Annotated in this window: 22 protein-coding genes and 1 pseudogene; 13 read left to right on the top strand and 10 right to left on the bottom strand. The window is 65.3% G+C overall.

Annotated elements, in window-relative coordinates:
• The first annotated feature begins 29 nt into the window (after nucleotides 1–29).
• Both MVA47_RS12355 and MVA47_RS12360 read left to right on the top strand, forming a co-directional pair.
• Nucleotides 30–1,280, top strand: coding sequence for an amidohydrolase family protein (locus MVA47_RS12355; RefSeq protein ID WP_247208164.1), 1,251 nt, complete (start codon nucleotides 30–32; stop codon nucleotides 1,278–1,280).
• Nucleotides 1,281–1,385: 105 nt separating this feature from the next.
• The gene (locus tag MVA47_RS12360) at nucleotides 1,386–2,615 is read left to right on the top strand and encodes an MFS transporter (protein ID WP_247208165.1); all 1,230 of its coding nucleotides are present in this window, start codon (nucleotides 1,386–1,388) and stop codon (nucleotides 2,613–2,615) included.
• A 6-nt stretch (nucleotides 2,616–2,621) separates the two neighbouring features.
• On the opposite strand, the gene MVA47_RS12365 is transcribed toward MVA47_RS12360, so the two are convergent.
• Nucleotides 2,622–3,824, bottom strand: a complete 1,203-nt coding sequence (locus tag MVA47_RS12365; protein WP_247208166.1) for a PLP-dependent aspartate aminotransferase family protein — start codon at nucleotides 3,822–3,824, stop codon at nucleotides 2,622–2,624.
• A gap of 9 nt (nucleotides 3,825–3,833) precedes the next feature.
• On the bottom strand, nucleotides 3,834–4,412 hold the full coding sequence (locus tag MVA47_RS12370; RefSeq protein ID WP_247208167.1) for a TetR/AcrR family transcriptional regulator: 579 nt from the start codon (nucleotides 4,410–4,412) through the stop codon (nucleotides 3,834–3,836).
• A 98-nt stretch (nucleotides 4,413–4,510) separates the two neighbouring features.
• Here MVA47_RS12370 and MVA47_RS12375 point away from each other — a divergent pair, with 98 nt between their 5' ends.
• Nucleotides 4,511–6,322: an ABC transporter ATP-binding protein gene (locus tag MVA47_RS12375; protein WP_247208168.1), complete on the top strand. Its 1,812-nt coding sequence runs from the start codon at nucleotides 4,511–4,513 to the stop codon at nucleotides 6,320–6,322.
• A gap of 112 nt (nucleotides 6,323–6,434) precedes the next feature.
• On the opposite strand, the gene MVA47_RS12380 is transcribed toward MVA47_RS12375, so the two are convergent.
• Entirely contained in the window at nucleotides 6,435–7,292 is an 858-nt protein-coding gene (locus tag MVA47_RS12380; protein ID WP_247208169.1) for a LuxR C-terminal-related transcriptional regulator, read from the bottom strand.
• A 91-nt stretch (nucleotides 7,293–7,383) separates the two neighbouring features.
• Here MVA47_RS12380 and MVA47_RS12385 point away from each other — a divergent pair.
• Nucleotides 7,384–9,011 (top strand): annotated as a pseudogene (locus tag MVA47_RS12385) (AMP-binding protein).
• A gap of 17 nt (nucleotides 9,012–9,028) precedes the next feature.
• Here the strand turns inward: MVA47_RS12385 and MVA47_RS12390 are convergent.
• Complete coding sequence (locus MVA47_RS12390; protein ID WP_247208170.1) at nucleotides 9,029–9,529, bottom strand: DUF5994 family protein; 501 nt, start codon at nucleotides 9,527–9,529, stop codon at nucleotides 9,029–9,031.
• A gap of 2 nt (nucleotides 9,530–9,531) precedes the next feature.
• Complete coding sequence (locus MVA47_RS12395; protein WP_207779615.1) at nucleotides 9,532–9,699, bottom strand: hypothetical protein; 168 nt, start codon at nucleotides 9,697–9,699, stop codon at nucleotides 9,532–9,534.
• A 499-nt stretch (nucleotides 9,700–10,198) separates the two neighbouring features.
• On the opposite strand from MVA47_RS12395, the gene MVA47_RS12400 reads away from it, so the two are divergent.
• Together MVA47_RS12400 and MVA47_RS12405 are read left to right on the top strand one after the other, a co-directional pair.
• On the top strand, nucleotides 10,199–11,074 hold the full coding sequence (locus MVA47_RS12400) for a universal stress protein (protein WP_247208171.1): 876 nt from the start codon (nucleotides 10,199–10,201) through the stop codon (nucleotides 11,072–11,074).
• A 103-nt stretch (nucleotides 11,075–11,177) separates the two neighbouring features.
• The gene (locus tag MVA47_RS12405) at nucleotides 11,178–11,708 is read left to right on the top strand and encodes a hypothetical protein (RefSeq protein WP_247208172.1); all 531 of its coding nucleotides are present in this window, start codon (nucleotides 11,178–11,180) and stop codon (nucleotides 11,706–11,708) included.
• A gap of 15 nt (nucleotides 11,709–11,723) precedes the next feature.
• On the opposite strand, the gene MVA47_RS12410 is transcribed toward MVA47_RS12405, so the two are convergent.
• Nucleotides 11,724–13,202 carry a DHA2 family efflux MFS transporter permease subunit gene (locus MVA47_RS12410; protein ID WP_247208173.1) on the bottom strand — a complete coding sequence of 493 codons (1,479 nt, stop codon included), beginning with the start codon at nucleotides 13,200–13,202 and terminating at the stop codon, nucleotides 11,724–11,726.
• Nucleotides 13,203–13,204: 2 nt separating this feature from the next.
• Nucleotides 13,205–13,735 (bottom strand): NADPH-dependent FMN reductase, encoded by a 531-nt coding sequence (locus tag MVA47_RS12415; protein ID WP_247208174.1) that lies wholly within the window; start codon nucleotides 13,733–13,735, stop codon nucleotides 13,205–13,207.
• A 53-nt stretch (nucleotides 13,736–13,788) separates the two neighbouring features.
• Between MVA47_RS12415 and soxR the strand changes: the two genes are divergently transcribed.
• Nucleotides 13,789–14,265, top strand: coding sequence for a redox-sensitive transcriptional activator SoxR (gene soxR, locus MVA47_RS12420; protein ID WP_247208175.1), 477 nt, complete (start codon nucleotides 13,789–13,791; stop codon nucleotides 14,263–14,265).
• 134 nt (nucleotides 14,266–14,399) lie between these two features.
• The gene (locus tag MVA47_RS12425) at nucleotides 14,400–15,404 is read left to right on the top strand and encodes a TauD/TfdA family dioxygenase (RefSeq protein ID WP_247208176.1); all 1,005 of its coding nucleotides are present in this window, start codon (nucleotides 14,400–14,402) and stop codon (nucleotides 15,402–15,404) included.
• Here the strand turns inward: MVA47_RS12425 and MVA47_RS12430 are convergent, their stop codons facing one another.
• Nucleotides 15,405–15,989, bottom strand: coding sequence for a TetR family transcriptional regulator (locus tag MVA47_RS12430; RefSeq protein ID WP_247208177.1), 585 nt, complete (start codon nucleotides 15,987–15,989; stop codon nucleotides 15,405–15,407).
• 68 nt (nucleotides 15,990–16,057) lie between these two features.
• On the opposite strand from MVA47_RS12430, the gene MVA47_RS12435 reads away from it, so the two are divergent.
• Nucleotides 16,058–17,569 (top strand): MFS transporter, encoded by a 1,512-nt coding sequence (locus tag MVA47_RS12435; RefSeq protein WP_247208178.1) that lies wholly within the window; start codon nucleotides 16,058–16,060, stop codon nucleotides 17,567–17,569.
• 13 nt (nucleotides 17,570–17,582) lie between these two features.
• On the opposite strand, the gene MVA47_RS12440 is transcribed toward MVA47_RS12435, so the two are convergent.
• Together MVA47_RS12440 and MVA47_RS12445 are read right to left on the bottom strand one after the other, a co-directional pair.
• Entirely contained in the window at nucleotides 17,583–19,730 is a 2,148-nt protein-coding gene (locus MVA47_RS12440) for a molybdopterin-dependent oxidoreductase (RefSeq protein ID WP_247208179.1), read from the bottom strand.
• A 55-nt stretch (nucleotides 19,731–19,785) separates the two neighbouring features.
• Nucleotides 19,786–20,619: an oxygenase MpaB family protein gene (locus MVA47_RS12445; protein ID WP_247208180.1), complete on the bottom strand. Its 834-nt coding sequence runs from the start codon at nucleotides 20,617–20,619 to the stop codon at nucleotides 19,786–19,788.
• A gap of 148 nt (nucleotides 20,620–20,767) precedes the next feature.
• On the opposite strand from MVA47_RS12445, the gene MVA47_RS12450 reads away from it, so the two are divergent.
• From MVA47_RS12450 to MVA47_RS12465, 4 genes are all read left to right on the top strand, one after another.
• The gene (locus MVA47_RS12450; RefSeq protein WP_247208181.1) at nucleotides 20,768–21,979 is read left to right on the top strand and encodes an MFS transporter; all 1,212 of its coding nucleotides are present in this window, start codon (nucleotides 20,768–20,770) and stop codon (nucleotides 21,977–21,979) included.
• Nucleotides 21,980–21,989: 10 nt separating this feature from the next.
• Complete coding sequence (arcA, locus tag MVA47_RS12455) at nucleotides 21,990–23,240, top strand: arginine deiminase (RefSeq protein ID WP_247208182.1); 1,251 nt, start codon at nucleotides 21,990–21,992, stop codon at nucleotides 23,238–23,240.
• Between the two features lie 22 nt (nucleotides 23,241–23,262).
• Nucleotides 23,263–23,622, top strand: a complete 360-nt coding sequence (locus MVA47_RS12460; RefSeq protein ID WP_030170681.1) for a GntR family transcriptional regulator — start codon at nucleotides 23,263–23,265, stop codon at nucleotides 23,620–23,622.
• 105 nt (nucleotides 23,623–23,727) lie between these two features.
• Nucleotides 23,728–25,428 (top strand): BCCT family transporter, encoded by a 1,701-nt coding sequence (locus MVA47_RS12465; protein WP_247208183.1) that lies wholly within the window; start codon nucleotides 23,728–23,730, stop codon nucleotides 25,426–25,428.
• Nucleotides 25,429–25,468 lie beyond the last annotated feature (40 nt).

The following is a 25,468-nucleotide window of genomic DNA, read 5'->3' on the forward strand; positions in this document are numbered from 1 at the left end:
GCCTCATGTGCAGATCAGAAGGTTGAACAATGAATCTCTCTTTGCCGCAATCGCTCTCGCAGCTGCGCGGCGCCGTGCTCGCCGACGGATCCGTGGTCGACGTCGACATCTCGAAAGTCGATGGTCACGCGGTCGTGACGGCTGTGCGGCCCACAGACGAGCGCGCGGTTGCTCCGGACCGAGCCGACGTACTCGACCTGCGTGGGTACGTTCTGCTCACCGCACCTGCCGAGCCTCATGCGCATCTGGACAAGGCACTGTCGTGGGATGTGTTGCGGCCGCCACTCGGCGACCTGCACGATGCGATCGCGAACTGGAAGGAAGGCAGCGCCGGTCTCGACGAGGAGTCATTCCGGACACGCGCGCGAACGGCCGCCCTGGCCTTGCTGCGCAACGGCACCACCGCCGTCCGGTCGCATGTCGACATCCTGCTCGGCCCCGACCCCCTCCGGGGTATCCGGGCCGTCGACCGGGTTCGAAGGGAACTCGAGGGGGTGATGGACATCGAGATCGTAGCGCTGAGCAAGGTGTACGCCACCGACGAACTGGTGCATCAGGCACTCGACGCAGGCGCCGACCTCGTGGGCGGCTCACCGCACAGTGCGCCGGACCCGCTGGGCGACCTGGACCGCCTGCTGACGATCGCCGAGGCCAGGGGAGTGGGCGTGGACCTGCACACAGACGAGTTCCTGGAGGGAGACCACCACACCATCGGGGCATTTGCCGAACGCGTGGCGACATGGCCGGCGGGCCGGATCCGCACGGCCGGACACTGCACCCGGCTCGGCACGATGAGCAGAACAGAACTCGCAGGACTGTTGCCGGTCATTGCCTCGAGCGGCATCGGGGTGGTGGCCAACCCGATCACCAACCTGTATCTGCAGGGCCGAGGTCACCCGGTCTCGACTCCGCGGGGCATCACCGCCATCGAACCGCTCCGAGAAGCGGGCATCCGGGTGGCGGCCGGTGCCGACAACGTGCGGGACGCGTTCAACCCTGTCGGGCGCAGCGACGCACTCGAGACCGCGATGCTGGCCATCACGGCAGCGCACGTACACCCGGACGTCGCCATGGCGATGGTCACCGAAGACGCGCGGGCGGTGATGGGGCTGCCCGAGGCAGGCCCGCGTGTGGGAGCGCGTGCAGAGTTCCTGGCCGTCCGAGGAACGAATGTGCTCGACGTCATCGCCAACGCCCCAGCGGATCGGGTGGTGATCCACGACGGCAAGCTGGTGTCGGTGAGTGAAACCCGAACCCAGATGGCCGTTTCCGCACTCTGAGTCGGACATTCCGGGCTGATCCGGCCCCCGCGGAAGATCGTGAGCGTTGCTGACGTTGAGGTGCCCGTGCGTACCCGCGAGACTCACCAACCGAAGGGCTCTGCCATGACTGCTGCTGGTGCCGGAGTCGACACCCACACCGGGCAGCCGGTGCCGGGCCGAGGACTACGGCTGATCGCCTTCCCCGCGGCGGTGTACGCGTTCGCGGTGGTGATGATGGGCACCACGTTGCCGACCCCGCTTTACCCCGAATACCAGCGGGAGTTCGGCTTCGGCAGCCTGATGACCACCGTCATCTTCGCGACGTATGCGGTCGGGGTCATTGCCGCGCTCATCGGGGTGGGACAGTTCTCGGACACGATCGGCCGCCGCCCGATGCTCTTCGCGGGCGTGGCCCTGTCACTGGTCAGCGCGGTCTTGTTCCTGATCGGTGGCAGTGTCGAGATCTTGTTCGTCGGGCGCCTCGTCTCGGGATTCTCCGCGGGCATCTTCACCAGCACGGCAACCGTCGCGGTCATCGAGGCCGCACCTGCGGCTCGACGCCGGATGGCACCGGCGATCGCCACCGCCGCCAACATCGGCGGCTTGGGCCTGGGCCCGCTGGTCGCCGGCGTGGTCACCGAGTTCGCGCCGTATCCGACGCGGACGGTTTTTGTTGTGCATGCCCTCCTGCTCGTGATCGCAGGTGCCGGCCTCCTCACCGTTCCCGAGACGGTGAAGGTGCGCAAAGGGGCTCGGCCGACACTGCAGCGGATCAGTGTGCCGCCCTCGGTTCGCGGGATCTTCCCGCAGGCGGTGGTCGGTGCGGTAGCCGGGTTTGCGGTGTGCGGTCTGTTCACCGCGGTCGCCCCCAACTTCATGACCAAGGTCCTGGACATTTCGTCACCCACGATCACGGGGCTGGTGGTCTTTGTCCTCTTCGCGGCCTCGGCTGCCACACAGATCGTCTTGTCGAGTGCACCGGTTCGCCCATCACTTGTCGCCGGATACATCTCACTCACCGTGGGTATGGCCGTGTTGATCGTCAGTCTGGAGGCTGCGTGGTTGGCGGGATTGATCGTCGGCGCCGTGATCTCCGGGGCGAGTCAAGGCCTGCTGTTCAGCAAGGGGATCGCCGCCATCGCCGCCCGGGTGGAGCCGGAGCGCAAGGCCGATGCCACATCCGCCTACTTTGTTGTTGCCTACCTTGCCATCTCGGTGCCGATCATCGCGGATGGCTTCGCCGCGCAGGCGTGGACGCTGACCACCGCAGGCGTCGTGTTCGCCTCGGTCATCGCCGTGATGGCTGTGGGCGGGCTGATCGCCTTGCTGATGCGTCCGCGTGACGCGATCTGACGGGCGTCAGCTGAACGTATCGTCCAGGGCCGCGGACAGGTCGGCGATGATGTCGGCGGGATCCTCGAGCCCGATGGAGAAACGCAGGTGCCCCCACTCGCGGAAATCGTTCGGGTAGTTGGCGACTCGCGCGCCTTCGGTGCCGACGTGCACGATGAGTGATTCGTCGTGTCCGAGTGAGACCGCCGAGGTGATCATCCTCAGGTTCGCGACAAACCGGTTCTGGGTGTCGGAGTCCCCACGGACGGCAAACGCCATCATCGCGCCGTGACCTCGACCGCCGAATTGGCGAGAGGCCAACTCGTGCTGGGGATGTGAGGCCAGTCCAGGATAGGCGACGTAGGCCACCCGATCGTCGGCGTCGAGGAACTGCGCCACCTGCTCGGCCGAGGTGAGATGTCGGGACAGCCTCAGCGGCAACGTGATCGAACCGCGACTGATCAACCACGCATTGAACGGCGAGATCACTCCTCCGACATCGACCATGGCATGAGATTTGATGGGATCGATCAGGCTGCGTGCGCCCACCACGGCACCGCCCATGGCGTCCCCGTGCCCGTTGTAGTACTTCGTCAATGAATGCACCACCAGGTCGGCCCCGTCGGCGAGGGGCCGATAGAGCGGGGGCGGGGTGAATGTGGAGTCGACGACGAGCAACGCTCCGCCTTCGTGGGCGATGGCGGCGACCGCGGCGATGTCGGTGACCTTGGTGGTCGGGTTCGCGATGGCCTCGACATGCACCAGACGAGTGGTCGGGCGCATGGCCTCTTCGACCGCTTGCGGATCGGATGCGTCGACGAAGGTCGCCTCGATACCGTATTTGACCGGGAGTAGTTCGGTGAACAGCTTCCACGTGGCCTCGTAGGTGACGTCGGCGACCACCACATGGTCACCGCTGTTGAGATACGTGAAGAAGACCGCGTGCAGTGCGGCAACCCCCGAGGCCAGGGCAACTGCGTCTTCCGCCTCTTCGAGCGCCGCCAACTTCTTTTGCAGCGCAATCTGATTGGCGCCCGAGTTGCGGGTGTACAGCGGGATGTCGGTTCCGGACCAGCTGACGTTCGACGGGTCGTCGGGCAGGGCGTACGAGTTCGCCATCACGATCGGCGTGCGTACGGCGCCGGAGCCCTTGTCCACCGAGTTGCCCGCGTGCACCGCGCGGCTGTCGAAGGACAGGGTGGACGGGTCGTCGTTGTCGGGGCGGCTCATCAGCTCAGATTACGACGCGGGCACCGATGTCACGGCAATGGCTTTGCGTAGGCTCCGCAGTGTCATCGTCTGCACCTTCATGCGGGTGCCGGATGCACGATTGACGTGATCAACGCTGGCATAGAGCAGCGCCCACATCATGTTCACGATCCACTCCGCTTCGAGTTCGGCATCGATCGAGCCGTCGGATCGTCCGCGTTCGATGGCTTCTATGACCGTGCCGTCCGTGAACGCGATGTCCTGATCATTCACCCCGGAAGCAAAGAACAAGACGGCGAGCACATCGGTGAGTTCGAAGTACTCCTCGCATAATCGCAAGATCGCTTCCAGACCCGTGCCCCGTGCGAGATCGGCGCGCTCGCCGGCGTCCGCGACGGACTGCTCGGCGAATCGCGCAACCGCACCGAGCAGATCGGAACGTTCCGGAAAATAGCGGTGCAACGTGGTGCGGCCGACTCTCGCGCGATCTGCGATTTCCGCGAGCGGCGCAGTGGGGGACTTGGCGAGTGCGGCCACAGCCGCGTCGAGAATTGCCCGGCGAGTACGCTCACGCGGTCCGGACTCCTCGGCGGTTGAGGTCGCGACCATGACGTGAGCATAGTCGCGCGGTCATCAACGACGGGATGTCGCCGTACCGCGACGAACAAATGGGTTTCCAAAATGGAACATGTGTGTTCCACTTGGGCATGGACAGTTCCATCGCAGAGAACAGCCCTCCCGCGGCGGCATCCGGTGACCTGAAGAACATCAGGGTTCTCGCCGGGTTCGCGCGTCCTCATCTCAGATCGATCGTCCTGGGGCTCGTGCTGGCGCTCAGCGGTTCGGTCACTGTTCTCGCGACGCCGATGGTGACCAAGTGGATCCTGGATTCGCTGGGAAACGATTCGTCGATCGTCACCCCGGTCCTCGTGCTCGTGGTCTTCCTGGTGGCCGGGGCGGTACTCGGCTGCGCGCAGTGGATCGTGCTGGGAACCGCTGCGGAGTCGATCGTCTACGACGCTCGTTCGTCACTGGTGCGCCGGTTGCTCGGGTCAACCGTTCCGTCGGTCCAGGCCCGGCCGGTAGGCGAGTTGGTCACTCGCGTCACCTCCGACACGGTGTTGCTGCGCGAGGCGGCGTCGAGCGCAGTCGTCGGGGTCATCAACGCGACCTGCGTCGCCGTCGGGACCATCGTGCTGATGGGTGTGCTGGACCTGATGTTGCTCGGGGTCACCATGGTCGCGATCATCTGCGTCGCAGCGGTGTTCACGGTGCTGATGCCACGGATTGCCAAGGCCGAAGCGCGCACCCAGGAAGCACTCGGGCATCTCGGCGGTGTCCTGGAAGGCAGTCTGCGCTCGGTGCGAACAGTGAAGGCGGCCGGAGCGGAGGATCGGGTCGGCGCGGTCATCGGCGACAACGCCGCTCGTGCCCGCGCGCATGCGGTGGCCGCGGTACGTGTTTCTGCCGGCGCCATGACGGCCGGATGGACCGGTGTACAGGGCGCGATCATCGTCATCCTCGCGCTGGGGGCGTGGCGCGTTGATGCCGGCTCGATGGAGGTGTCGACATTGATCGCGTTCCTGTTGTACGCCTTCACCTTGATGGGGCCCGTGTCGGAGTTGACGCAGAACATCACCGCGCTGCAGTCCGGGATCGCCGCAGCAATCCGCATCCGGGAGATGGAGAGCCTGGAGTCGGAGGTCTCGGCTCCGGCGGTGAAAGTCCTACTGCCCCAGCATGGTGGTGCAGGCAGCGGGGAAATCGTGTTCGACGACGTGACATTCCGGTACGGCGACGACCTGCTGCCCGCGCTCGACCGGGTGTCGGTCGAGATCCCCGCCATCGGTCACACTGCCATCGTCGGACCGTCAGGTGCAGGCAAGACCTCGCTCTTCTCGGCGATCCTCCGCTTCATCGAGCCCAACAGCGGCGTTCTGCGACTCGGGGGCGTCGGGTATCCGGAGATGACGGTGGCAGAGGTGCGAGAGCAGATCGCCTACGTCGAACAGGAATCGCCGCTCGTACCGGGCACGGTGGGTGACAACCTGAGGTTCATCCACCCCGATGCCGATGACGACGAACTCGCAGAGGTGCTCACCTTGCTCAAACTCGACTCGACCATTGCCGCTCTGCCGGTGGGTGTGGACACGCCGATCCGTGACACGGACCTGTCGGGCGGACAACGCCAACGGATAGCGATGGCGCGCGCGATGATTCGTCCCTCGCCCATCTTGTTGCTCGACGAGGCGACATCACAGGTCGACACGCTCACAGAGGCGGTCATCGTGGACTCGATCAGACGACGCGCCCACACGGGTGCCGTGATCACCATCGCCCATCGCTTGTCGACGGTGCGACATGCCGACACGATCATCGTCATGGACGAGGGGCGAGTGAGCGCGGTGGGCAGTCACGACGTGTTGATGAAAACCGATGATCTGTATGGGCGAATGGTGCGAGCCGGCGGATTCGAACCCTCTCACGACGTCACCCGAACCGGCCCGACAGTGACGTGATCCGAGTCCGCGACGACGGGTCTGGACAGGTCACAAAACCACCGGAGGTAACACCGCTCTATTCGCCATGACGTCCGGTCCTCCCGTGATGGCGGGGCTGCCGAGCTGACCCTCAGGGAAGTAGGTTCATCCGTCGCGCTGCGACCACCGCTTCGTGTCGGGTGTGGGCATCCAGTTTGCGCATGGCACTACGCAGGTAGCTCTTCACCGTCTCGGGGCGTAGCGAGAGTCGCTTGGCCACATCGATGTTGGAACCGCCGAGCGATATCGCAGAGAGGACGTCGATCTCGCGGGGGGCGAGTGCCACATCGCCCGGGGTGTCCATGTCAGAGTTGATGATTCGGGCGAGGCGTTCGGACATGTCTCGCAGCCGGGTGCCCGCGCGGTTGTCGAGCGTTGCACCCAACTGGCGCAACTCGGCATGAAAGCTCCGGAGTTCCTCTGTGGCAACAGGATCGATGTGTTGCGGGATGGTGGCGACCGCGGTCATCATCGCCACACGTCGATCCACCTCGTCGCGGATTGCGATCTCTGCCGCAAGCCGTCGACAGGCCTCGACCACCGCGTCCGCGGTGCGCCCCCCAATGGGTGCGGCGTCGCGCCGAGCTGCGTACAGGACGGCGCGCGGACGGTTGTCCACCACCACGGGCACGGCCAGCACCGACCGCAGACCTTCGCCCAGAACCGGCCGGTCGTAGTGGTGGGTGATGGCGGAGGCGTTGCGGTAGTCCGAGACCGACGCCGGCCGCAGTCGGTCGACCACACGGCCGCCCAGCCCCGACGACGAACTCACGGCCAGACCCCGCAGCCCGTTGGTTCGGGTGCCGACGAATTCGCTGAGGATCAGGGTGCCCGCGTGGACCTCACCGCCGAACAGCACCGGCGTCTCCGACCGCGTCGCCACCTGACGCATCTCGCTGCGTAGAGCGTCGGTGTCGCGTGGACGGAGTACGGGGGACGAGCTGGTCATGTGTCACCCCTTTTCGGGGGTAGCGGGCGGACAAGTGTGACCTGGATCCTACTCGTGTGTGGAACGAGCAAGCGAGAAGAGGACTCCGCAGATGAATGCCATCGATGACCGAGTGGCCGAGTTGCTGGCCCAGTACGACAATCCGGAGGCGTGTGCTGCCGACCTGCTGTGTGATCGGCACCCGGGTGATGCGATCGCGTTCACCGTCATCGACTCCGCAGGCGCCGGAAATGTGACGTCGGTGGACCTCACCTATGGCCACCTCCGGGAACAGTCCTCGAGATTCGCGGCGGCCCTTGCCGACCGCGGGGTGGAGCCGGGGGACCGGGTCGCGACGCTGATGGGTAAGTCCGCCGATCTCATCGTTGCGGCACTGGGCATCTGGCGTCGCGGAGCGGTGTATGTCCCGCTGTTCACGGCATTTGCTCCCCCGCCATCGCGTACCGACTGCAGTCCAGTGGTGCCAAGATCGTCATCTCCGACCTCGACCAGCTGACCAAGCTGGCGCCCGGCGAGGACATGCCGGCCGACGCGCCGTGGCAGGTGATCGCGGCCGGCAACACTTCCGACGACCGACTCCAACTGTCTGCGCTGATCGAAGCGCACACGTCTGACGAACCGGGTGCGTCCGCGGTGACGGTCGGCGGTGACGGCCTGCTGGTCGAACTCTTCACCAGCGGCACCACCGGCACACCGAAAGGTGTCCCGGTCCCGGTCCGTGCACTCGCGTCGTTCCACGCCTACCAGGAGTTCGGACTGGACGTGCGGCCGGAGGACGTGTTCTGGAACGCTGCCGACCCGGGCTGGGCCTACGGGCTCTACTACGCACTTCTCGGGCCGATGGCATCCGGCACCCGAAGCCTGCTGCTGCACGCGGGATTCTCTCCTGCCCTGACATGGCAGGTGCTCCGAGAGTTCGAGGTGACCAACTTCGCTGCGGCGCCGACCGTCTACCGCGCACTACGAGCGGGGGATGCGCCGCCGGAGAAGATCACTCTGCGCCGGGCGTCGTCGGCCGGTGAGCCGTTGACCCCGGACGTCGTCGGTTGGTCCACCGATGCCCTGGGAGTCGCGGTGCGAGATCACTACGGGCAGACCGAGCATGGCATGTTCATCGTCAACGCCTGGCACGATTCGCTGCGCACCGATGTACCGGCCGGCTCGATGGGACGGGCACTGCCGGGCTGGTCATGTGCCGTGCTGCACGAGGATTCGGATGATGTGGTCCCCGCCGGAACGCTCGGGCGGGTGTCGATCGACACTTCATCCAGTCAATTGCTCTGGTTCAACGGCTATGTGAACGCGCCGGAGAAGACGGCGAGCCGCTACACCGGCGACGGCCGGTGGTACCTGACCGGGGACTCGGGGGCGGTGGACGGTGACGGCTTCTACTTCTTCTCCTCGCGCGACGACGACGTGATCATCATGGCCGGCTACCGGATCGGGCCGTTCGATGTGGAGAGTGTGCTGGTCATGCATGACGCGGTCATGGAGGCGGCAGTGGTCGGCAAGTCCGACGAGCTGCGCGGCGAGGTACTCGAAGCGTATGTGGTGCTGCATGATTCGGCCGAGCCCTCGCCGGAGCTCGAGGCAGAGCTGCAGCAGCTCGTGAAGAGGAAGTTCGCGGCCCACGCCTATCCGCGCAAGGTTCACTTCATCGATGCTCTGCCCAAGACTCCGAGCGGGAAGGTCCAGCGATTCGTGCTCCGGCAGCGGTGAGAGACGGTCGGAGCCGATCAGGCCCCTGAGCGCGCTCCACCGAGCGGCTTGGCAGATGGTGGCTTGGCGATCGGCAGGGCGCCGTGGATCTGTTTGGTCGCCTCGCGGACGATCCGTCTGGCCGAGACCCGCGCCTTGGCCGATCCGTTGCCCGCCGATGCGATGCCTGCGGACTCACCGAGAATCGCCACGGCCAATGCGGACGACGTCCGGTAAGGAATGACCAACAACGTCGCGGTGCGTTTGAGGCCGGTCAGGCAGATGATCCGTTGGGCTACCGGGATCAGCGAGTTCCTGATGCCGTCGTAGTCGACGGCATCGAGATCCGGGAACGAGTCCGAACGCGACCAGTTCACCGACACATCCCGAACCACTCCCAGCAGCGGATTGAGGGCACTGACCAACAACGGCAGTTCGTTGCCGACGCGGGCGGTCTCGGGCCACCATGCTCCGTCGATGTTGGCGCCGCGCTCGCGGGCGAGCGTGAAGCGGATCGGCGCCGACATCGGTTTAGTCATGGTCAGCCACGGTCCGATACGAATGTGGATTGCGCTTCTTGGCGTTTTGCCTTCGGGTCGATCACGAGGTCGGAGAACACCGGTTGAGGGATGTCGCCCGACGGGGCTGCCTTGTGCGAGTCATCAGAATGGCTCAATTCGCGGTGCGAGAAAAGGTCTCGATCCTGCATGTTTGTCTTCTTTCTGGTGTGAGTGCCGATTGTGTGGCGCTCGAGTGTGTGGGCCGCGGCGAGGGGAATGAATCCATCGGTCGCCGTCGGCGGTGAAGCATTGAACACGATCTGCGAGACGAGCCGGGCATCCGGCTGCGATCTAGGGAGTGAACGAGCGGTGTATCGGTTCCAGGTCTGCTACCCGACACCGCAGCGGTATGGATCGGCCTTTCGTAGCCGCTAGCCATTTCATGCCGCTCACCTGGGCTGATGGCCCATTCCGACGCCTTCTCAGGCCAGGTGGAGAGACGGCGGCCGGTGGATGTTCGAGCACGAACAGCGTTCGTAATGTGTCCGACGTCTCTAGTGTACGGGTACCCCGGCCACAAACGCGGTTGTGGGGCTCGCCTGTCGGCCCGAGCAGTTCACCTGCATGTGTCGCAGTAGACGCGCGCCGCGCGTTGACGATGAACAAAAGGGGAGAAAGATGGTCGGGGGACGCGAAAAAGGAGGTTCAATGGTGAGCTCGACAATTGTTGTCGGAATCGATGGATCGGAGTCTGCCCTCGAGGCAGCCGTGTGGGCGGCAAAAGCCGCCGGGCGACAGGGAAAGTCGTTGACGATCCTGGCCGCCTATGAGACGCAGGCCGCGGCGTACGCGCCGGCATTGGTGATCCCGCAGGACGTCATCGACATCATCCGCAAGGAAGCGGAAGAGAACGTACACAAGGCAGCAGCGAAGGCGCGTGAGGTGGCTCCGTCCGTCGACGTGACCGGAAAGGTCGTCGAGGGCCGACCCAGCCCCGTGTTGATCGACGCCTCGCACGATGCGGCGCTGGTGGTCGTGGGCAGCCGTGGCCTCGGGGGAGTTCGTGGACTGTTCCTCGGGTCGGTCGGTGTGGATGTCGCGGCTCACGCGACGAGCCCGGTTGTCGTATACGCGGGCCCGGGTGGCCCCGGCCCGGTGGTGGTCGGAATCGACGGGTCGGAGTTGAGCGAGGCCGCACTGTCTGCCGCCTTCGAGCAGGCATCCCAGCTCGGGACAAAGCTCAAGGTGGTGCACACCTGGACAGACCTCGCATCGGACGCACTGAACGGGTACGGACTCGATGCGGACCAGTTGCAGCGGCTCGCCGACGAAGCCCACGAAGTCGTCGCCGAGCGCATTGCCGGATTCGGCAGCGATTACCCGGACGTCGAGATCGAACGCGTCGTGGTGCCGGACGGCCCTGCCAACCAACTGATCGAACATGCCACCGACGCTCAGTTGCTCGTGGTGGGTAGTCGCGGCCGAGGCGGGTTCCGCGGGCTGCTGCTCGGTTCGACCAGTCAGGCCGTACTGCACAAGGCAACGTGTCCGGTGCTGGTGGTCAAGCCGGCGCGTTCGAAGTAGTCCTCTCACCCCGGCGGTCGGACTCCGAGGTTCATCGTCTCTTTGCCGCGCGGTGGCGAAAACCCGTGGCAGATGTGGTGATCTGGGCCTAACGTGTGCAGCTGTGCAGGTCATCTTCCGTAGAACAGGTCAGCGGCAATATGCCGTCGAAGTGCGTCGTCAGTACGCCGACGATGTGGTGATGAAGCCCGCCCCCGGGTACGACGACCATCTGCCCCATGACCTCATCCACCTTCTGGTGGAACGTCATTGGCGGATACAGGACGGCATCTTCGGGCAATTGGCAGCCGGCGGTGACGCGCACACCTTCGTGCCCCTCGATGCCCAGCGTGACAAACGATGGGCGAAGCGAAGTGCGAAACGGAACGCGGCCGCCGGACACGGTGTTCAGCGCTCGGAGTCGCTGGCTTTTGTCATCCATGTGCGGTGGCACCAGCGTCATGACGGACATCTGGTGCCACCGCGGCTGGATGATCGGATCGAGATCGCCGGCGCCACCGCGCGCCAGATCGACGACTGCCTCACCGAAGCCGACGGCCTGGCCCGCCGCTGGCGGCAGCTCGGCGTCGGCGGCGAACTGCAGTTCGATTGGCCGTGGCCCGAGCGCGGTCGGGTGAGGCGCGCCGTCGCCTAGAGGTGTTCAGACCGCCTATGCGGCGAGTTCGGTTCGTTCAGCGGGCTCGGCCGTGCTGAGCGGGACTGCTGTCCGCGGGAGAAGGAACGACGTCACAAGCGCCGCGACGAGTAGGCCCAGTGTCAACAGGTAGGTGTCGGCTACGGCGTCGGCGAGTGCCGGCCCTGCGTCCGATCGTTCGGCTGTCAAGAGTCCGAGGGCCGCGGCCATACCGCCGTCGCCGAGCAGGGGCACCCGATTGTTGAGGTGAGTCGTGAGCACAGTCGCGGCCGCCGCCGCACCGATCGCGGCAGCGAACTGGTTGCCGGTCGTCAATATCGTTGTACCCGAGGGCATGTGCTCGGCCGAGACGCCACGAAGGGCGGCGGTCATCACGGGCATCAATGTGGAGCCGATGCCGATACCCATCACCACGCCGATCCCGGCGACCACAACGTACGAGGTGTTGTCGTCGAGGATCGTCGTCATCAACGACATTGCGACCACCGTGGCCGAAATGCCGAACCACACCACAATTCGCGGGTCCACACGATCGACCAGACGGGTGGCGATCTGCACCACCACCCCGGTGGTGAGTGCCTGGCCGATCATCAGTAGGCCGGCAGTGGTCGCGGTGTCTCCCCGAACGGCCTGGACGTAGATGGGCAGAATCATCATCGAACCGAAATACGCCCCGGCCACCAGCAGCATGGTCAGCGCGCCCGTCGACAACGACCGCTCGCGAAGCAAGCGGAGGTCGAGCAAGGGTCGTTCGGTGTTCAGTGCCCGCCGCGCGAATAGCGCCAACAGCAGTGCCCCGGCCCCGGCAGGGGCGACGACAGCGAGCGTGAGAGGGTCCCCGTGGTCGCCGGCCTTGGCCAGGCCGAACACGAGCAGTGCGCCACCGGGTGCCAGCATCAGCAGGCCCGCCCAGTCGAGGGGGCGTTTCTCTGTTCCCTTCGTTCGCGGGAACACCCTGATGGCCAGGATGATTGCCGCGATCCCGATCGGAACGTTGATCAGGAAAAGCGATCGCCAGCCCACGCTGTCGACGAGGAAGCCACCCGCTGTGGGGCCGAGGACCGGCCCGATGAGCAACGGGAGGCCGAGCCAGCCCATCATCTTCCCTCGGTGCCGTTCATCGACGAGCTGAAGGGCTATCGTCATGCCGACCGGTTGCAGAAAACCGCCGCCGAATCCCTGAACCGCCCGAAAGGCGATGAGGCTCTCCACATTCCAGGCCAGACCTGCGAGGGCCGATCCTGCCACGAAGATGGTCAGTGCGCAGATGTACACGCGTGCGGCACCGAATCGTCCTATCATCCATGCCGCTGTCGGCATCACGGCCACGAGTGCGAGAGCGTATGCGGTGGTGACCCATTGCACGGTCGCGAGATTTGTGTCGAACGATTCGGCGAGCCCGGGGATCGCGACAACGGTCACCGTGACGTCCAGCATCACCATCAGGGTGCCCAGCGCGAGAATCGCCGCCACCTTCTTTGCCCGAGCATCCATGATCACGCCGCCCCTTGATCCGCCACGCGTGCGGGTTTCAACAACTCGGCCCACCAGGTCAATTCGTCCATCGCCGCCCGGGCGGAGGTGACGGTGGCATCGTCGAGTTCGAGCGTTCCGTCGACGAGGTGGTCCCACGGCGCATGGATCACCACGCCATTGCGGGTGCCGACCGAATAGAGTTCGGCGAACACGGCGCGCAGATGTTCCACGGCACGAAGACCGCCCGACATCCCGCCGTAGGACACAAAAGTGACGGGCTTCTTCTTCCACTCCTCACGATGGGCATCGATGAGAATCTTGAGCTCGCCGGGGTAGGAGTGGTTGTACTCGGGGGTGACCACGACGAAGCCGTCGGCGGATGCCAAGACGGCGCTCGTCCGGGTGTCGCTGGGGTGGGCGAGGTCGACCACCTCGAAATCGGCGTCACGAGAACGCATGTGCTGCAGGAACCACTCCGCGACCTTGGGGCCGATCCGGCCCTCGCGTACCGAACCGATGATGAGAACGAACTTTGGCTGTGTGTGCGTCATGGAAAACGAGTATTCAAGTTCAAGTTAACTTGAAGTCAAGCTACGATGTGGTCATGCCACCGAAGAAATTGGAGATGACGGTCGGGGAGCTGGCCATCCGAGCAGGGGTCGCGCCATCGGCGGTTCGATACTACGAGGATCGCGGATTGATCTTCAGCAGGCGCACGGCAGGTAATCAGCGCCGCTATCACCGGGCGATGTTGCGCAGGGTTGCGTTCATCCGCGCATCGCAGGCGGCGGGCATTCCGCTCGCCACCATCGGCTCGGTACTCGAAGCTCTCGGGGAGCACGAGTCGCCGACCAAGTCGATGTGGCACCGCGCGTCACAACGATGGGTCGACGACCTCGACGAGCGAATTGCTCTGCTGCAACGTATGAGAGACCTGATGGACTCGTGCGTGGGGTGCGGCTGCTTGTCGATGAAGGCGTGCCTGCTGCTCAATCCTGGAGACGCCTATGCGCAACAGGGGTTGGGCAACAACCGGCTGATCACCGACGCCTGCGAACGCAAACTCGAGGCGACCGAGTAGCGCCTGCCGCCCACGGCGTCGGCGGGCGCCTGCGGCCCCGGAATCCGGACGGTCACTTGTTGCGTAGTGCGCAGCTGTGTTGCGCACTACGCTGTGGTTATCGCAACGAGCATGGACCGGAGGGCGGACTCATGATGAGTGCACAAACGCACGCCGATTGGACACCTCGAGCCCCGTGGCCGACCGTCCGGCGCACGTCGGTCGCCGGCAGTCGCGAGGTCGTCGAGTTGATTGCCCAGAACATCACCGCGGACTCCCTGGACGACCCCCACGCGTTCGCACGCCAGAGCCGTCTCGCGGCGGCTCTGCTACCGGCCGAACTGAGGGAGTTGCTGTTCGACTTCCTCGTCGACGGCGACGGGGGGCTGTTGCTCAGCGGGCTCGAGGTCGGCCCGATTCCGCCGACTCCCGACAATGCGGTGGGTGCGAACACACGCCACACGCTGATGGCCAGGCAATCGGCCCTGCTGCTGTCGAGCATCGTGCATCTCGTGGGTTACCGGCCGGAATGCCGTGGAGAACTGGTCCAGACGCTTGTCCCGGTGCGTCGCCACCTGCGTCGGCAGACGTCCACCGGAAGTGCCGTCGACCTCGAGAGCCACACCGAGCAGTGTCACAACCTGCGCACCCGCCCGGACTTCATCGCGTTGGGCTGCCTGCGCGGCGACCCCAACGCCTCGACGTATTTGCTCTCCGCGCGAGAGTTGCAGCGCAGACTGCCCGCGGAGACCTCGCGACTACTGCGCGATCCGGTCTATTTCACGCGCGTCGACAGTTCGTTCATCGATGGCGGCGTCCCTGACGAGCTGCGTGGTCCCATCCCGGTACTGAGTGGTTCCTGGGACGACCCGGTGCTCACGTACGACGAGGACCTGATGTCGACGTCCAGTACGGAACATCGGAGTGCGCTTGCGGCCGTCCGGGACGTGTGGATGGCTCACCGCAGTGAGGTGGTGCTGCATCCGGGTGAACTCTTCATCCTCGACAACAGTCGAGCAATCCACGGCCGCAGCGCATTCACCGCACAGTGGGACGGCGGTGATCGATGGCTGTGCAGGACTCAGGGGCTGTGCAACCTGGCGACATCTCGCTTCGCCCGGCGTGAGGGATCGCCGATCATCGAGATCGAGGGTTGCTGATCAGTGCGGCGCCGGACCGAAGATCCGGCGCGCGGACTCGCGAACGATCGATCTGCGGTGATCGACGACAGTGGGGGAGACATCGGCGTGGCCGTCTGACCCCGGGGTGGTGACCCAGCTCGACACCAGCCCATAGATGATCGTCAGCACCTCTTCCGGATCCCAGTGCGGCTCGATCTGCCCCGCTTGCTGCGCGGCACGGATGGCGTCGATGCGGATGCGCCATCGCGGATCGGATGTCGCGAGCTCACGCAGTCGCGGAGCGCGGCCCTCGAGTTGGCCCCACAACAGCAATCGCTGGGTCTGGGGTCTGGCGACGAGGTCGTCGAAAAGGGCCACCACATAGGCGGGTACATCCTCGGCGTCGAACGGGACCGCTTCGAGGAAGCGATCAAAATCGGCGTCGAGGATCGCGTGGAACAAGGCCACCTTGTCGCCGAAGTACGCGTAGAGACGCTCCTTGCTGGCGCTGGCATTCGAGGCGATGCGATCGATTCTGGCGCCGGCCAGTCCGTGGACCGCGAACTCGTCTCGCGCTGCGTCGAGAATTCGCTGCTTTGTCGCCGTCACATCGGTGGGGGCCATCGATCAAGCATAGTCAGTCGAACTAGTTCGTTTGATTTTGGGGAGAAACACGATTACCGTCGCTTCTCATGACCACATCCCCTGTGGGTACAGACGTGCCCGAAACCGGCTCCGCCGCGATCGACCCCGGATCCGCCAATCCCAACCACGCACGCCGCTGGCCGGTGCTGGCGATCGTGGCCCTGGCCCAGCTCATGGTGGTCCTCGACAGCACGATCGTCTCGATCGCATTGCCGGACGCCCAGGCCGATCTGGGCATCACCGACGGCGACCGCGCGTGGGTGGTCACCTCGTATGCGCTGGCCTTCGGAGCGTTGCTCCTACTCGGTGGTCGTATCGCCGACTACTGGGGGCGCAAGCGCTCGTTTGTCGTGGGCATGGTCGGTTTCGCGGTGATGTCCGGCGTCGGTGGCATCGCACAGAACGGCATCGAACTGTTCATCGCCCGCGCCGGTCAAGGTGTGTTCGCGGCGCTGGTCGCACCCGCCGCGCTTGCGATCCTCACCACCACGTTCACCCGAGATGAAGAGCGCGCCAAGGCATTTGCTGTCTACGGTGCGATCTCCGGAGGTGGCGCGGCCATCGGACTGCTCCTGGGTGGCGCTCTGACCCAGTATGTCGACTGGCGCTGGTGCCTGCTGGTGAACATCCCGATCGCGGTGGTCGCCATTGCCGCGGCCGTTCCGGTGGTCAAGGAGACCAAGGCGCACGGCGACACCAGTTATGACCTGCCCGGGGCGGTCCTGGTCGCCGTGGGACTGGGTTCCCTCGTCTACGGTTTCACCCGCGCCGAGCACGGTTGGCTGGAACCCGACGCCATCGGGTTCATCGTCGGCGGACTCGTTGTGCTCGCGTTGTTCGCGGTGGTGGAACACCGGTCGGCCAATCCGCTGCTGCCCTTGTCGGTTCCGTGGCACCGCAACCGTGGTTCGGCACTCATCGGTATCGCACTCGCCGGCGTCGCGCTGGTCGGGAGCACGCTGTATCTGGCCATCTACCTGCAAGCGGTTCTGGGTTTCAGTCCGATGATCGCCGGTGTCGCATGTCTGCCGATCACGGCGTTCATCGTGCTCGCGTCGGGCATTGCCGCGAAACTGGCTGTGGCGGTGGGCCCCAAGGTCCCGATGGCCATCGGCCCGGTGGTCGCCGCCGCGGGTCTGCTGTTGCTCGCCCAGGTGGACGTGGACAGTTCGTACTGGACCGGTGTCTTCCCGGCCCTGGCCGTCTTCGGATTCGGTATGGGACTGCTGATGGTGCCGGTGCAGAACGTGGCCCTGATCGGTGTACGTGATCACGACGCCGGCGCCGCCAGTGCACTCTCGAGCGCGGGCCTGCAGGTCGGCGCGGCACTGGGTACCGCCCTTCTGACCACGGTGTACACCTCGGCCAAAACAGATGCATTGCCGTCGAACCCGGCCACATCCGATGCGACAGCGTTCCTCGCCGCCGAGGTGTCGGGTTACACGTCCGCGTTCGCGTGGGCAGCGGGTCTGCTGGTCCTGGTGACACCGGTGGTGCTGATCCTGGCCCGGGTCAAGAAGCACGACCTGCCTGCCCAGGGCGCGGTCCACATGGGCTGACGCCCGGGCCTCCTCAGACGGCGGAGACGGTCACGGGCACGCCATTGAGTACGGCGTTGCCCGAGACCGCATCCAGCAACTGCGGGTCGGTCACGTCGTTGGCGCTCGGTGCGTCGATGAGACCGGCCACCGCCAGTTGGACGCCGCTGCGGTTCTGACCGAAGCCGTGGGGCAGGCTGACCACACCCGGCATGATGTCCTCGGTCTCGGCGACCGTGACCGTGGTGCTGCCGGCGCGTGAGCGCAGCACAGCCTTGTCGCCGGCACACAGTCCGCTGTGCGCCAGGTCTTTGGGGTGCATCAGAAGATGATGACGCTCTTGGCCTTTGGACAGTCTCTCGGAATTGTGCATCCAGGAGTTGTTCGATCGGAGATGTCGCCGTCCGATCAGCAGCAGCTCGCCGTCGTGTGTTCCCACGAGGTCGCTGTGGACCCGCTCGAGATCGTCCACGATCAGCGAAGGAGCGACGTTCACCGTTTTGGACTTCGCCACCAGTTTGCGTCGGAGGCCGGGACGCAACGGTCCGAGGTCACGACCCGACGGCGACTTCAGGAGGTCGCGCATCGTGAGATCGCCGGGCCCGGTTCGCAGCAGCAACGCGATCAGCATCTTCGGGGTCGCATGGATGCGAGCCGACGATGCGGCCGAGGTGGGGACGGCACGAAGCCGCTCACGCAGGCTTCGCTTGGTGGTGCGTGCCCGCCCGAGCGCCAGGGTCAGGTCACGGAAGATCTCCCAATCATGCTTGGCGCCAGCGCTTTTCCTGACCACCGCAGGCGAGAATCGGGCGGTGTTGCGGACCGCGAGCTGATGGAACACCAGGTCGTAATGGTCTCGTTCGAGGATCATCGTCGGCGGCAGGATGATGTCGGCATGGCGCGTGGTCTCGTTGATGTAGAAGTCCAGCGAAACCATGAAGTCGAGGTTCTCGAGGGCGTGGTCGAGGCGGCTTCCGCCGGGGGTGGACGACACCGGATTGCCGGCGAGGGTGATGAGCGTCTTGATCTGCCCGGCGCCAGGGGTGAGTATCTCGTCGGCGAGGGTGGCCACCGGCAGTTCGCCGCCGAACTCGGGCAGGTCTCGGACGCGGCTGCGCCACTTGTCGAAATGCCCACGACCGCTCAGCTTCCGGGCCACGAGGTCGATCTCGGGATCGGTCAGGAGAGACCCGCCCACGCGGTCGAGGTTGCCGGTGACAGCGTTGATCACCTGGATCGCCCACTGGCACACGGTGCCGAACTGCTGGGTTGACACACCCATCCGGCCGTACGCCACGGCGCGATCTGCCTCGGCAAAATCACCGGCGATGCGACGGATCTCGCCAGGATCGATCCCGGTGATCGGTCCGGCCCACTCCGGTGTGGTGGTGGCGCACGCATCGCGCACGCCGTCCATGCCCGACAACGGGAGATGCTCGATGCGTGCGTTGTCCACGCCCCGCTCATGCACCAGCACATGCAGGATCGCCAGCAGCAGCGCCGCATCGGTGCCGGGCCGGACGAAGTGGTGCTCGTCGGCGATGGCGGCGGTCTCGGTGCGGCGAGGGTCGATCACCACCAGTCGGCCGCCGCGACGGCGTAGGTCGCGCATACGGTTCCGGAAGTCGGGTGCGGTCATCATCGAGCCGTTGGACACCACCGGGTTTGCGCCGAAGACCAAGAAATGATCGGTGTTGTCGAGGTCGGGAATCGGGATCTGGAGCTGATGCCCGTACATCAGGTGCGCCACCAGCTGGATGGGAAGCTGGTCGGCCGATGTCGCGGAGAACATGTTCTTCGAACCCAAGGCGCCGAGGAACGACAGGCCGTGGGTTGCGAATCCGAGGCTGTGCACACTCGGATTGCCGAGATAGAGGCCGACCGCGTCGCGGCCGTGGTCACGTTGTGTTGCCGAGATGCGTTCGGCCACCAGCGTTGTCGCGTCTTTCCAGCTGATCGGCTCCCACCCGCCGTCGGCGGTCTTGCGAACCGGGGTGCGGAGCCTGTCGGGATCGGCGTGCAGATCGGCCAGCGCTGTCGCCTTGGGGCAGATGTGCCCGCGCGACAGTGGATCGTCGCGGTCGCCGCGGATGTCGGTGACGCGGTTGTCTTCCACGGTGACCTGCAGTCCACAGATGGCTTCGCAGAGATTGCACACGCCGTGCGTGGTGAGGGGCAACATGTGTGCCGAGGTTAGCCCCCGACCACCGACTCGCGGCTCCGTTCGGGACAACCGGTCAGAAGACACGGATACCCAGTTTCCGGCGCACGCGCAGGCCCGCCAGCATCAAATGGTTGTAGCCCTTGAGCATGCCGGGATTGACCCGGTCGAAGCGGCGGTGGATGGCGATGGCCTTGCGGTAGCGGCGGTCGTCGTCCGCTGTCCAGGTGAAGCCCATGGCATCGCGGAACTCGGGCGGCAGGGCGCCTTTGGTCATGAACAAGGTGCGTGGACCGAGGGCCCGCTGCATCACCACTCCGGCCCGTCCGAGGGGCTCCGGCAGAAAGCTGAGGTCGGCCAGCGATGCAAGCATGTCCCGCACCGGCGGGTCGATCGAGATCTTCTGCATCTGCTCGGCCCAGTAGGCCTCGAACGCACCTCGGTCGGCGGGCCACATGTCGGGACGCACGTTGAGCGTGGTGCCGAGCCGGGCGGCATCGGCGTAGATCGCGTCGGCGGATGCGTCGCTGAGCCTGCCGTACATGAACTCGTACTGGTCGACGAAGTAGCGGAAGAGGCAGGCGGCCACCCACAGCTGCAGATTGGGGTTGTTCGCGCTATAGCTGACCGGGCTCTGCGGTGTCGAGGTGACCTGAGAATGGATCGCCTGTATCGCCGTGCGGACGTACTCGGCATCGTCGTCGGTGCCCTGAATGGCCACCGCGAGGTACTGCCCGGTCGTGCGCGCTCGTTTGAACGGGTGCTTGAAGGTGCTGCCGCTGTCCACCCGGCTCTCGAGCACTCCATAGCCCACGCCTGGCAACGACAGCTGCATGATGACGTTCGCCACACCCATGGTGGAGCCGAGTGTGGTCATGAGATCGGCCGTGCGGGTTGGGTTCTTGTGCATCGTGGTTCGGCTCCAGGGCTGTGGCATGTGGTTACGCGTGTGATCAGATCGTAGACCTTCCGGCCGGCTCCCGGCGCAGAACGCGACCCGGCTTGCTCACCGGGGCGCGGTTGGGGTCCGGTCAGGCGTCGGCGGTAACTTGGGCGGTGTGAAGCAGATACCCCGCGAGATCTGGGTACTGCTCAGCTCGAACTTCGTCATCGCTCTGGGTTTCGGACTCATCGCCCCGGCGCTGCCGACATTCGCCCGCAGCTTCAACGTGGGCATCACCGCTGCGTCGATCATCATCTCGGCGTTCGCCTTCATGCGTCTGGCCTTCGCCCCGGTGAGCGGCCGGTTGGTGCGGGTGCTGGGGGAGCGACGGATCTACCTGGCGGGCCTGCTGATCGTCGCAGCGTCCACCCTCGCGTGTGCATTCGCGCAGACCTACTGGCAACTACTCGTCTTCCGTGGTCTCGGCGGTATCGGCTCGACCATGTTCTCGGTGTCGGCGACCGCACTGATGATCCGGCTGGCGCCACCCGACATCCGCGGACGTGTGTCCGGCTACTTCAGTGCCGGATTCCTCGTCGGCAACATCACCGGCCCTCTCGTGGGGAGCGCGCTGATCGGCTTCGGGCTGCGGATGCCGTTTGTCGTCTACGCCATCGCGCTGCTCGTCGCCTCTGCGGTGGTGGCCACCCAGTTGCGCGGCGTCGGCGGCCGACCGCAGCCGGGTGCGGCGGCCCAGGCGGCGATGCCGTTGCGAGAAGCGTTGCGCGACTCGGCCTACCGGGCGATCCTCGCGTCCAGTTTCACGCAGGGGTGGGCGTCGATGGGCGTGCGGGTGGCGTTGGTGCCCCTGCTCATCGTCGACGAGCTGGGTGAATCCGCGGCGATGTCCGGTGTGGTGCTGGCCATCTACTCGGCGGGCAACGTACTCGCGATCATGGTGGCCGGGAGGCTGTCGGATTCATGGGGTCGCCGGCCGATCATGTTGCCGGGCCTGGCTCTGATGGGCGGGGCCACCGTGGTGCTCGGCTACAGCGGGAACATCTGGATCGTGGGCGGGCTCACTTTTGTGGCGGGCATCGGCTCCGGTCTCTTCGCGCCCACCCACCAGGCCGCGCTCGCGGACGTGCTGGCCGGGAGGGGTCAGGGCGGGCCTGCGCTGGCGACCTTCCAGATGACCACCGATCTGGGGTCCATCAGTGGGCCTGTCATCGCCGGGGCCATCGCCCAAACCTGGGGTTTCGGGCCGGCGTTCGCCATGACAGGGGCGATCGCCTTCGCCGCGTTGATCGTCTGGGGCTTTGCACGGGAGACCGCGCCAGCGCGCACCGGTATACAGATACCGGCGAAAGAGCCGCGACCGAACTAACGTTGACGGCATGTCTGAGGAGTCCGGTCCCGAGCACCCCGAGTCGGGTGAACGACCAGCATTGGGTGCCAATTCCGAGGTGGGCCGACTCCGCGCCGTCATGCTGCATCGCCCTGGGGACGAATTGCGGCGACTGACCCCGCGGAACAGTGACCAACTCTTGTTCGACGGCTTGCCGTGGGTGGACCGCGCGCAGGAAGAGCACGACGCCTTCGCCGAGGTGTTGCGTGGGCGTGGCGTCGAGGTACTGCTGCTCGGTGACCTGCTCACCGAGACGATCGCCAACAGCGGTGCCGCCAGGATGCAGGGGATCGCCGCTGCGGTCAGCCCCCGCCGCCTCGGTCACCATCTGGCCCATGACCTCGCCACCGAGTTGCGCCAGCTGTCGCCGACCGACCTGGCGGGCGTCCTGATGGCAGGTATGACCTTCGACGAGATGCCCGAGTCGGCGGCCTCGGCCCGGTCATCTCTGGTCTGGCGAATGCACCACGGGACCGAGTTCGCCATCGACCCACTGCCCAATCTGCTGTTCACCCGCGACAGCTCGTTCTGGATCGGTGACCGTTTCGCCATCACCTCCCTCGCTCTGCCGGCCCGTGTCCGCGAGACGTCGCTGACCGACCTGATCTACGCCCACCATCCACGGTTCCTCGGCGTCCGGCGTGCCTACGAATCGCACACCGCGCCGGTCGAAGGTGGTGACGTACTGCTGCTCGCTCCCGGGGTGGTCGCCGTCGGTGTCGGTGAGCGCACCACTCCAGCAGGTGCGGAAGCGTTGGCGCGCAGCCTGTTCGAGGATGGTCTGGCGCACACGGTGCTCGCCGTCCCGATCGAGCAGCGCCGCGCGTCGATGCATCTGGACACGGTCTGCACCATGGTCGACACCGACGCGGTGGTGATGTACCCGGTGATCCAGGACTCCCTGTCGGCGTTCACGATCGCGATGACAGACGGCTCGGTCTCGGTGACGGGTCCCGACCCGTTCGTCGAGGCGGCGGCCGACGCCATGGGAATCGAGAAGTTGAGGGTGATCGACACCGGTCTGGATGCGGTGACCGCCGAGCGTGAGCAGTGGGACGACGGTAACAACACCCTGGCCCTCGCCCCGGGTGTAGTCGTGGCGTACGACCGGAACGTGGAGACCAATCGCAGACTCGAGGATTCGGGCGTGGAGGTACTCACCATCGCGGGCAGTGAACTCGGCTCTGGCCGCGGCGGTCCGAGGTGCATGTCGTGCCCGGTGTCGAGGGATCCGCTATGACACGCACGGGCGCGGTGCCGGGATGATCGAACTGTCCATCGATCCGGAATCCGACGTCGCACCGTACGAGCAGGTGCGCCGGGGCATCATCGAACTGGTCAATTCGGGCAGGCTGCTCGCCGGCAGCCGGATTCCCACCGTCCGTGCATTGGCCGAAGAGCTCGATCTGGCCCCCAACACCGTCGCCCGGTCATACCGCGAACTCGAGGCCGAGGACGTCATCGAGACCAGAGGGCGACAGGGGTCGTTCGTGAAGGCGCACGCCGACTCCTCGGTGCAGCGGGCCGCGCAGTTGACCGTGGAGCATGTTGCCGCCCTGAGACAATTGCGTGTCGACGACACACAGATCGAGGCGCTGCTCAAGCAGGCATTGCGCAGCTAGGGGCCGTTTCAGGGCCGTGCGCAGGGGAAACTCGTGGTTACGAGCGGGTAGCAAATCGGTTGTGAAAGTTGAACAATTGCGGTGAATCCTGTTCTAGTTAGGTTCATGGCATTGACCACTGAAACCACCGATGCGGTTCCGACTCCGGATGTTCGGGGTCCCAAACCGCGGATTGACCTAGTTGTCTTCGGGGTCACCGCTGCTGCAGTGATCGCGTTTGTCATCTGGGGTCTGCTCGACAAAGAGAGCCTGAACACCAGGACGCAGGACCTCCTGGCCTGGATCACCGACAACCTCGGTTGGGTGTTCATCCTGTCGGCCACCTTTTTCGTACTGTTCGCCATCTTCATGGCGGTCAGCAAATACGGCAAGATCCCACTGGGCCGTGACGGGGAGAAGCCCGAGTACAACACCGTCAGCTGGATTGCGATGATGTTCAGCGCCGGCATGGGTATCGGCCTGATGTTCTACGGCGCGAACGAGCCCCTCACGCACTTTGTGACCGCACCGCCCGGAACCTCGCAGAACGACGTGGGCGTCGCCATGGCAACCACCATGTTCCACTGGGGTTTCCACCCATGGGCGATGTACGCGGTGGTCGGCCTGGCCATCGCCTACAGCACCTACCGGTGTGGCCGAGGACAACTGGTCAGTGCCGTCTTCGCTCCCATCCTCGGCCACCGTGCCAACGGCTGGGGCGGCAAGGTCATCGACATCCTCGCGATCTTCGCGACCCTGTTCGGTACGGTCGCCTCCCTGGGACTCGGTGCCGCGCAGATCGGTTCGGGATTCGTGGAGGTCGGCTGGATCAACGACCCGTCGAAGTTGTTGCTGGTGGCCATCATCGCGGTGCTGACCGCAGCATTCGTCGCATCCGCGGTGTCGGGCGTAGCCAAGGGCATCCAGTGGCTGTCCAACACCAATATGGTCTTGGCAATCGTGTTGGCGCTGTTCATCTTCGTCGTCGGGCCCACGGTCTTCATCCTGAACGTGCTGCCCACCAGCATCGGCACCTACCTCAACGACATCACCTCGTTCTCGGCTCGATCAGGCGCCACCGTCGACAGCGAGGGCGAGACCTGGCTTGCCGGCTGGACCATCTTCTACTGGGCGTGGTGGGTGTCCTGGACGCCTTTCGTCGGTATGTTCCTGGCCAAGATCAGCCGTGGCCGCACCATCCGCCAATTCGTGATCGGCGTGCTGCTGGTCCCGACGATCGTCTCGCTGCTGTGGTTCGCCATCTTCGGTGGGACGGCGATACGACAACAACAGGACGGCAAGGGACTGGCCGACGCCAGTTCGGCGGAGAGTCAGCTCTTCGACATGCTCGGCAACCTGCCACTGACCGGCATCGCATCGGTGCTCGTGATGGTGCTCGTCGCGATCTTCTTCGTGTCCGGTGCGGACGCGGCCTCGTTGGTGATGGGCACTCTGTCCGAACGGGGAGCGCACGAACCGAGCAAGGGCGTCACCATCTTCTGGGGCGTATTGACCGGAGCTGTTGCCGCACTGCTGTTGTGGGCCAGTGGTGACGACGCGCTCAACGGCATCAAGACGATGGCCATCATCGCCGCGCTGCCGTTTGTCATCGTGATGATCTTCATGTGCGTGTCTCTCTACATGGACCTGCGCCGCGATCCGCTCATCGTTGCCCAGCGCAATTACGACACCCAGGTCGACCACACGCTGCGGACGCACGCGAACATCCTGGCCGGCGACGACGAGGCCAACGACGTGCTGCCTTCGGATCAGTTCCCGGCGATCACACCTGACCAGTTGCGGAAGTCTCCCGATCAACTGAAGTGATCATCTCGATTCAGATGTGAACGGGCCCCCTCTCGAGGGG

Source organism: Williamsia sp. DF01-3 (assembly GCF_023051145.1).
Classification (GTDB): domain Bacteria; phylum Actinomycetota; class Actinomycetes; order Mycobacteriales; family Mycobacteriaceae; genus Williamsia.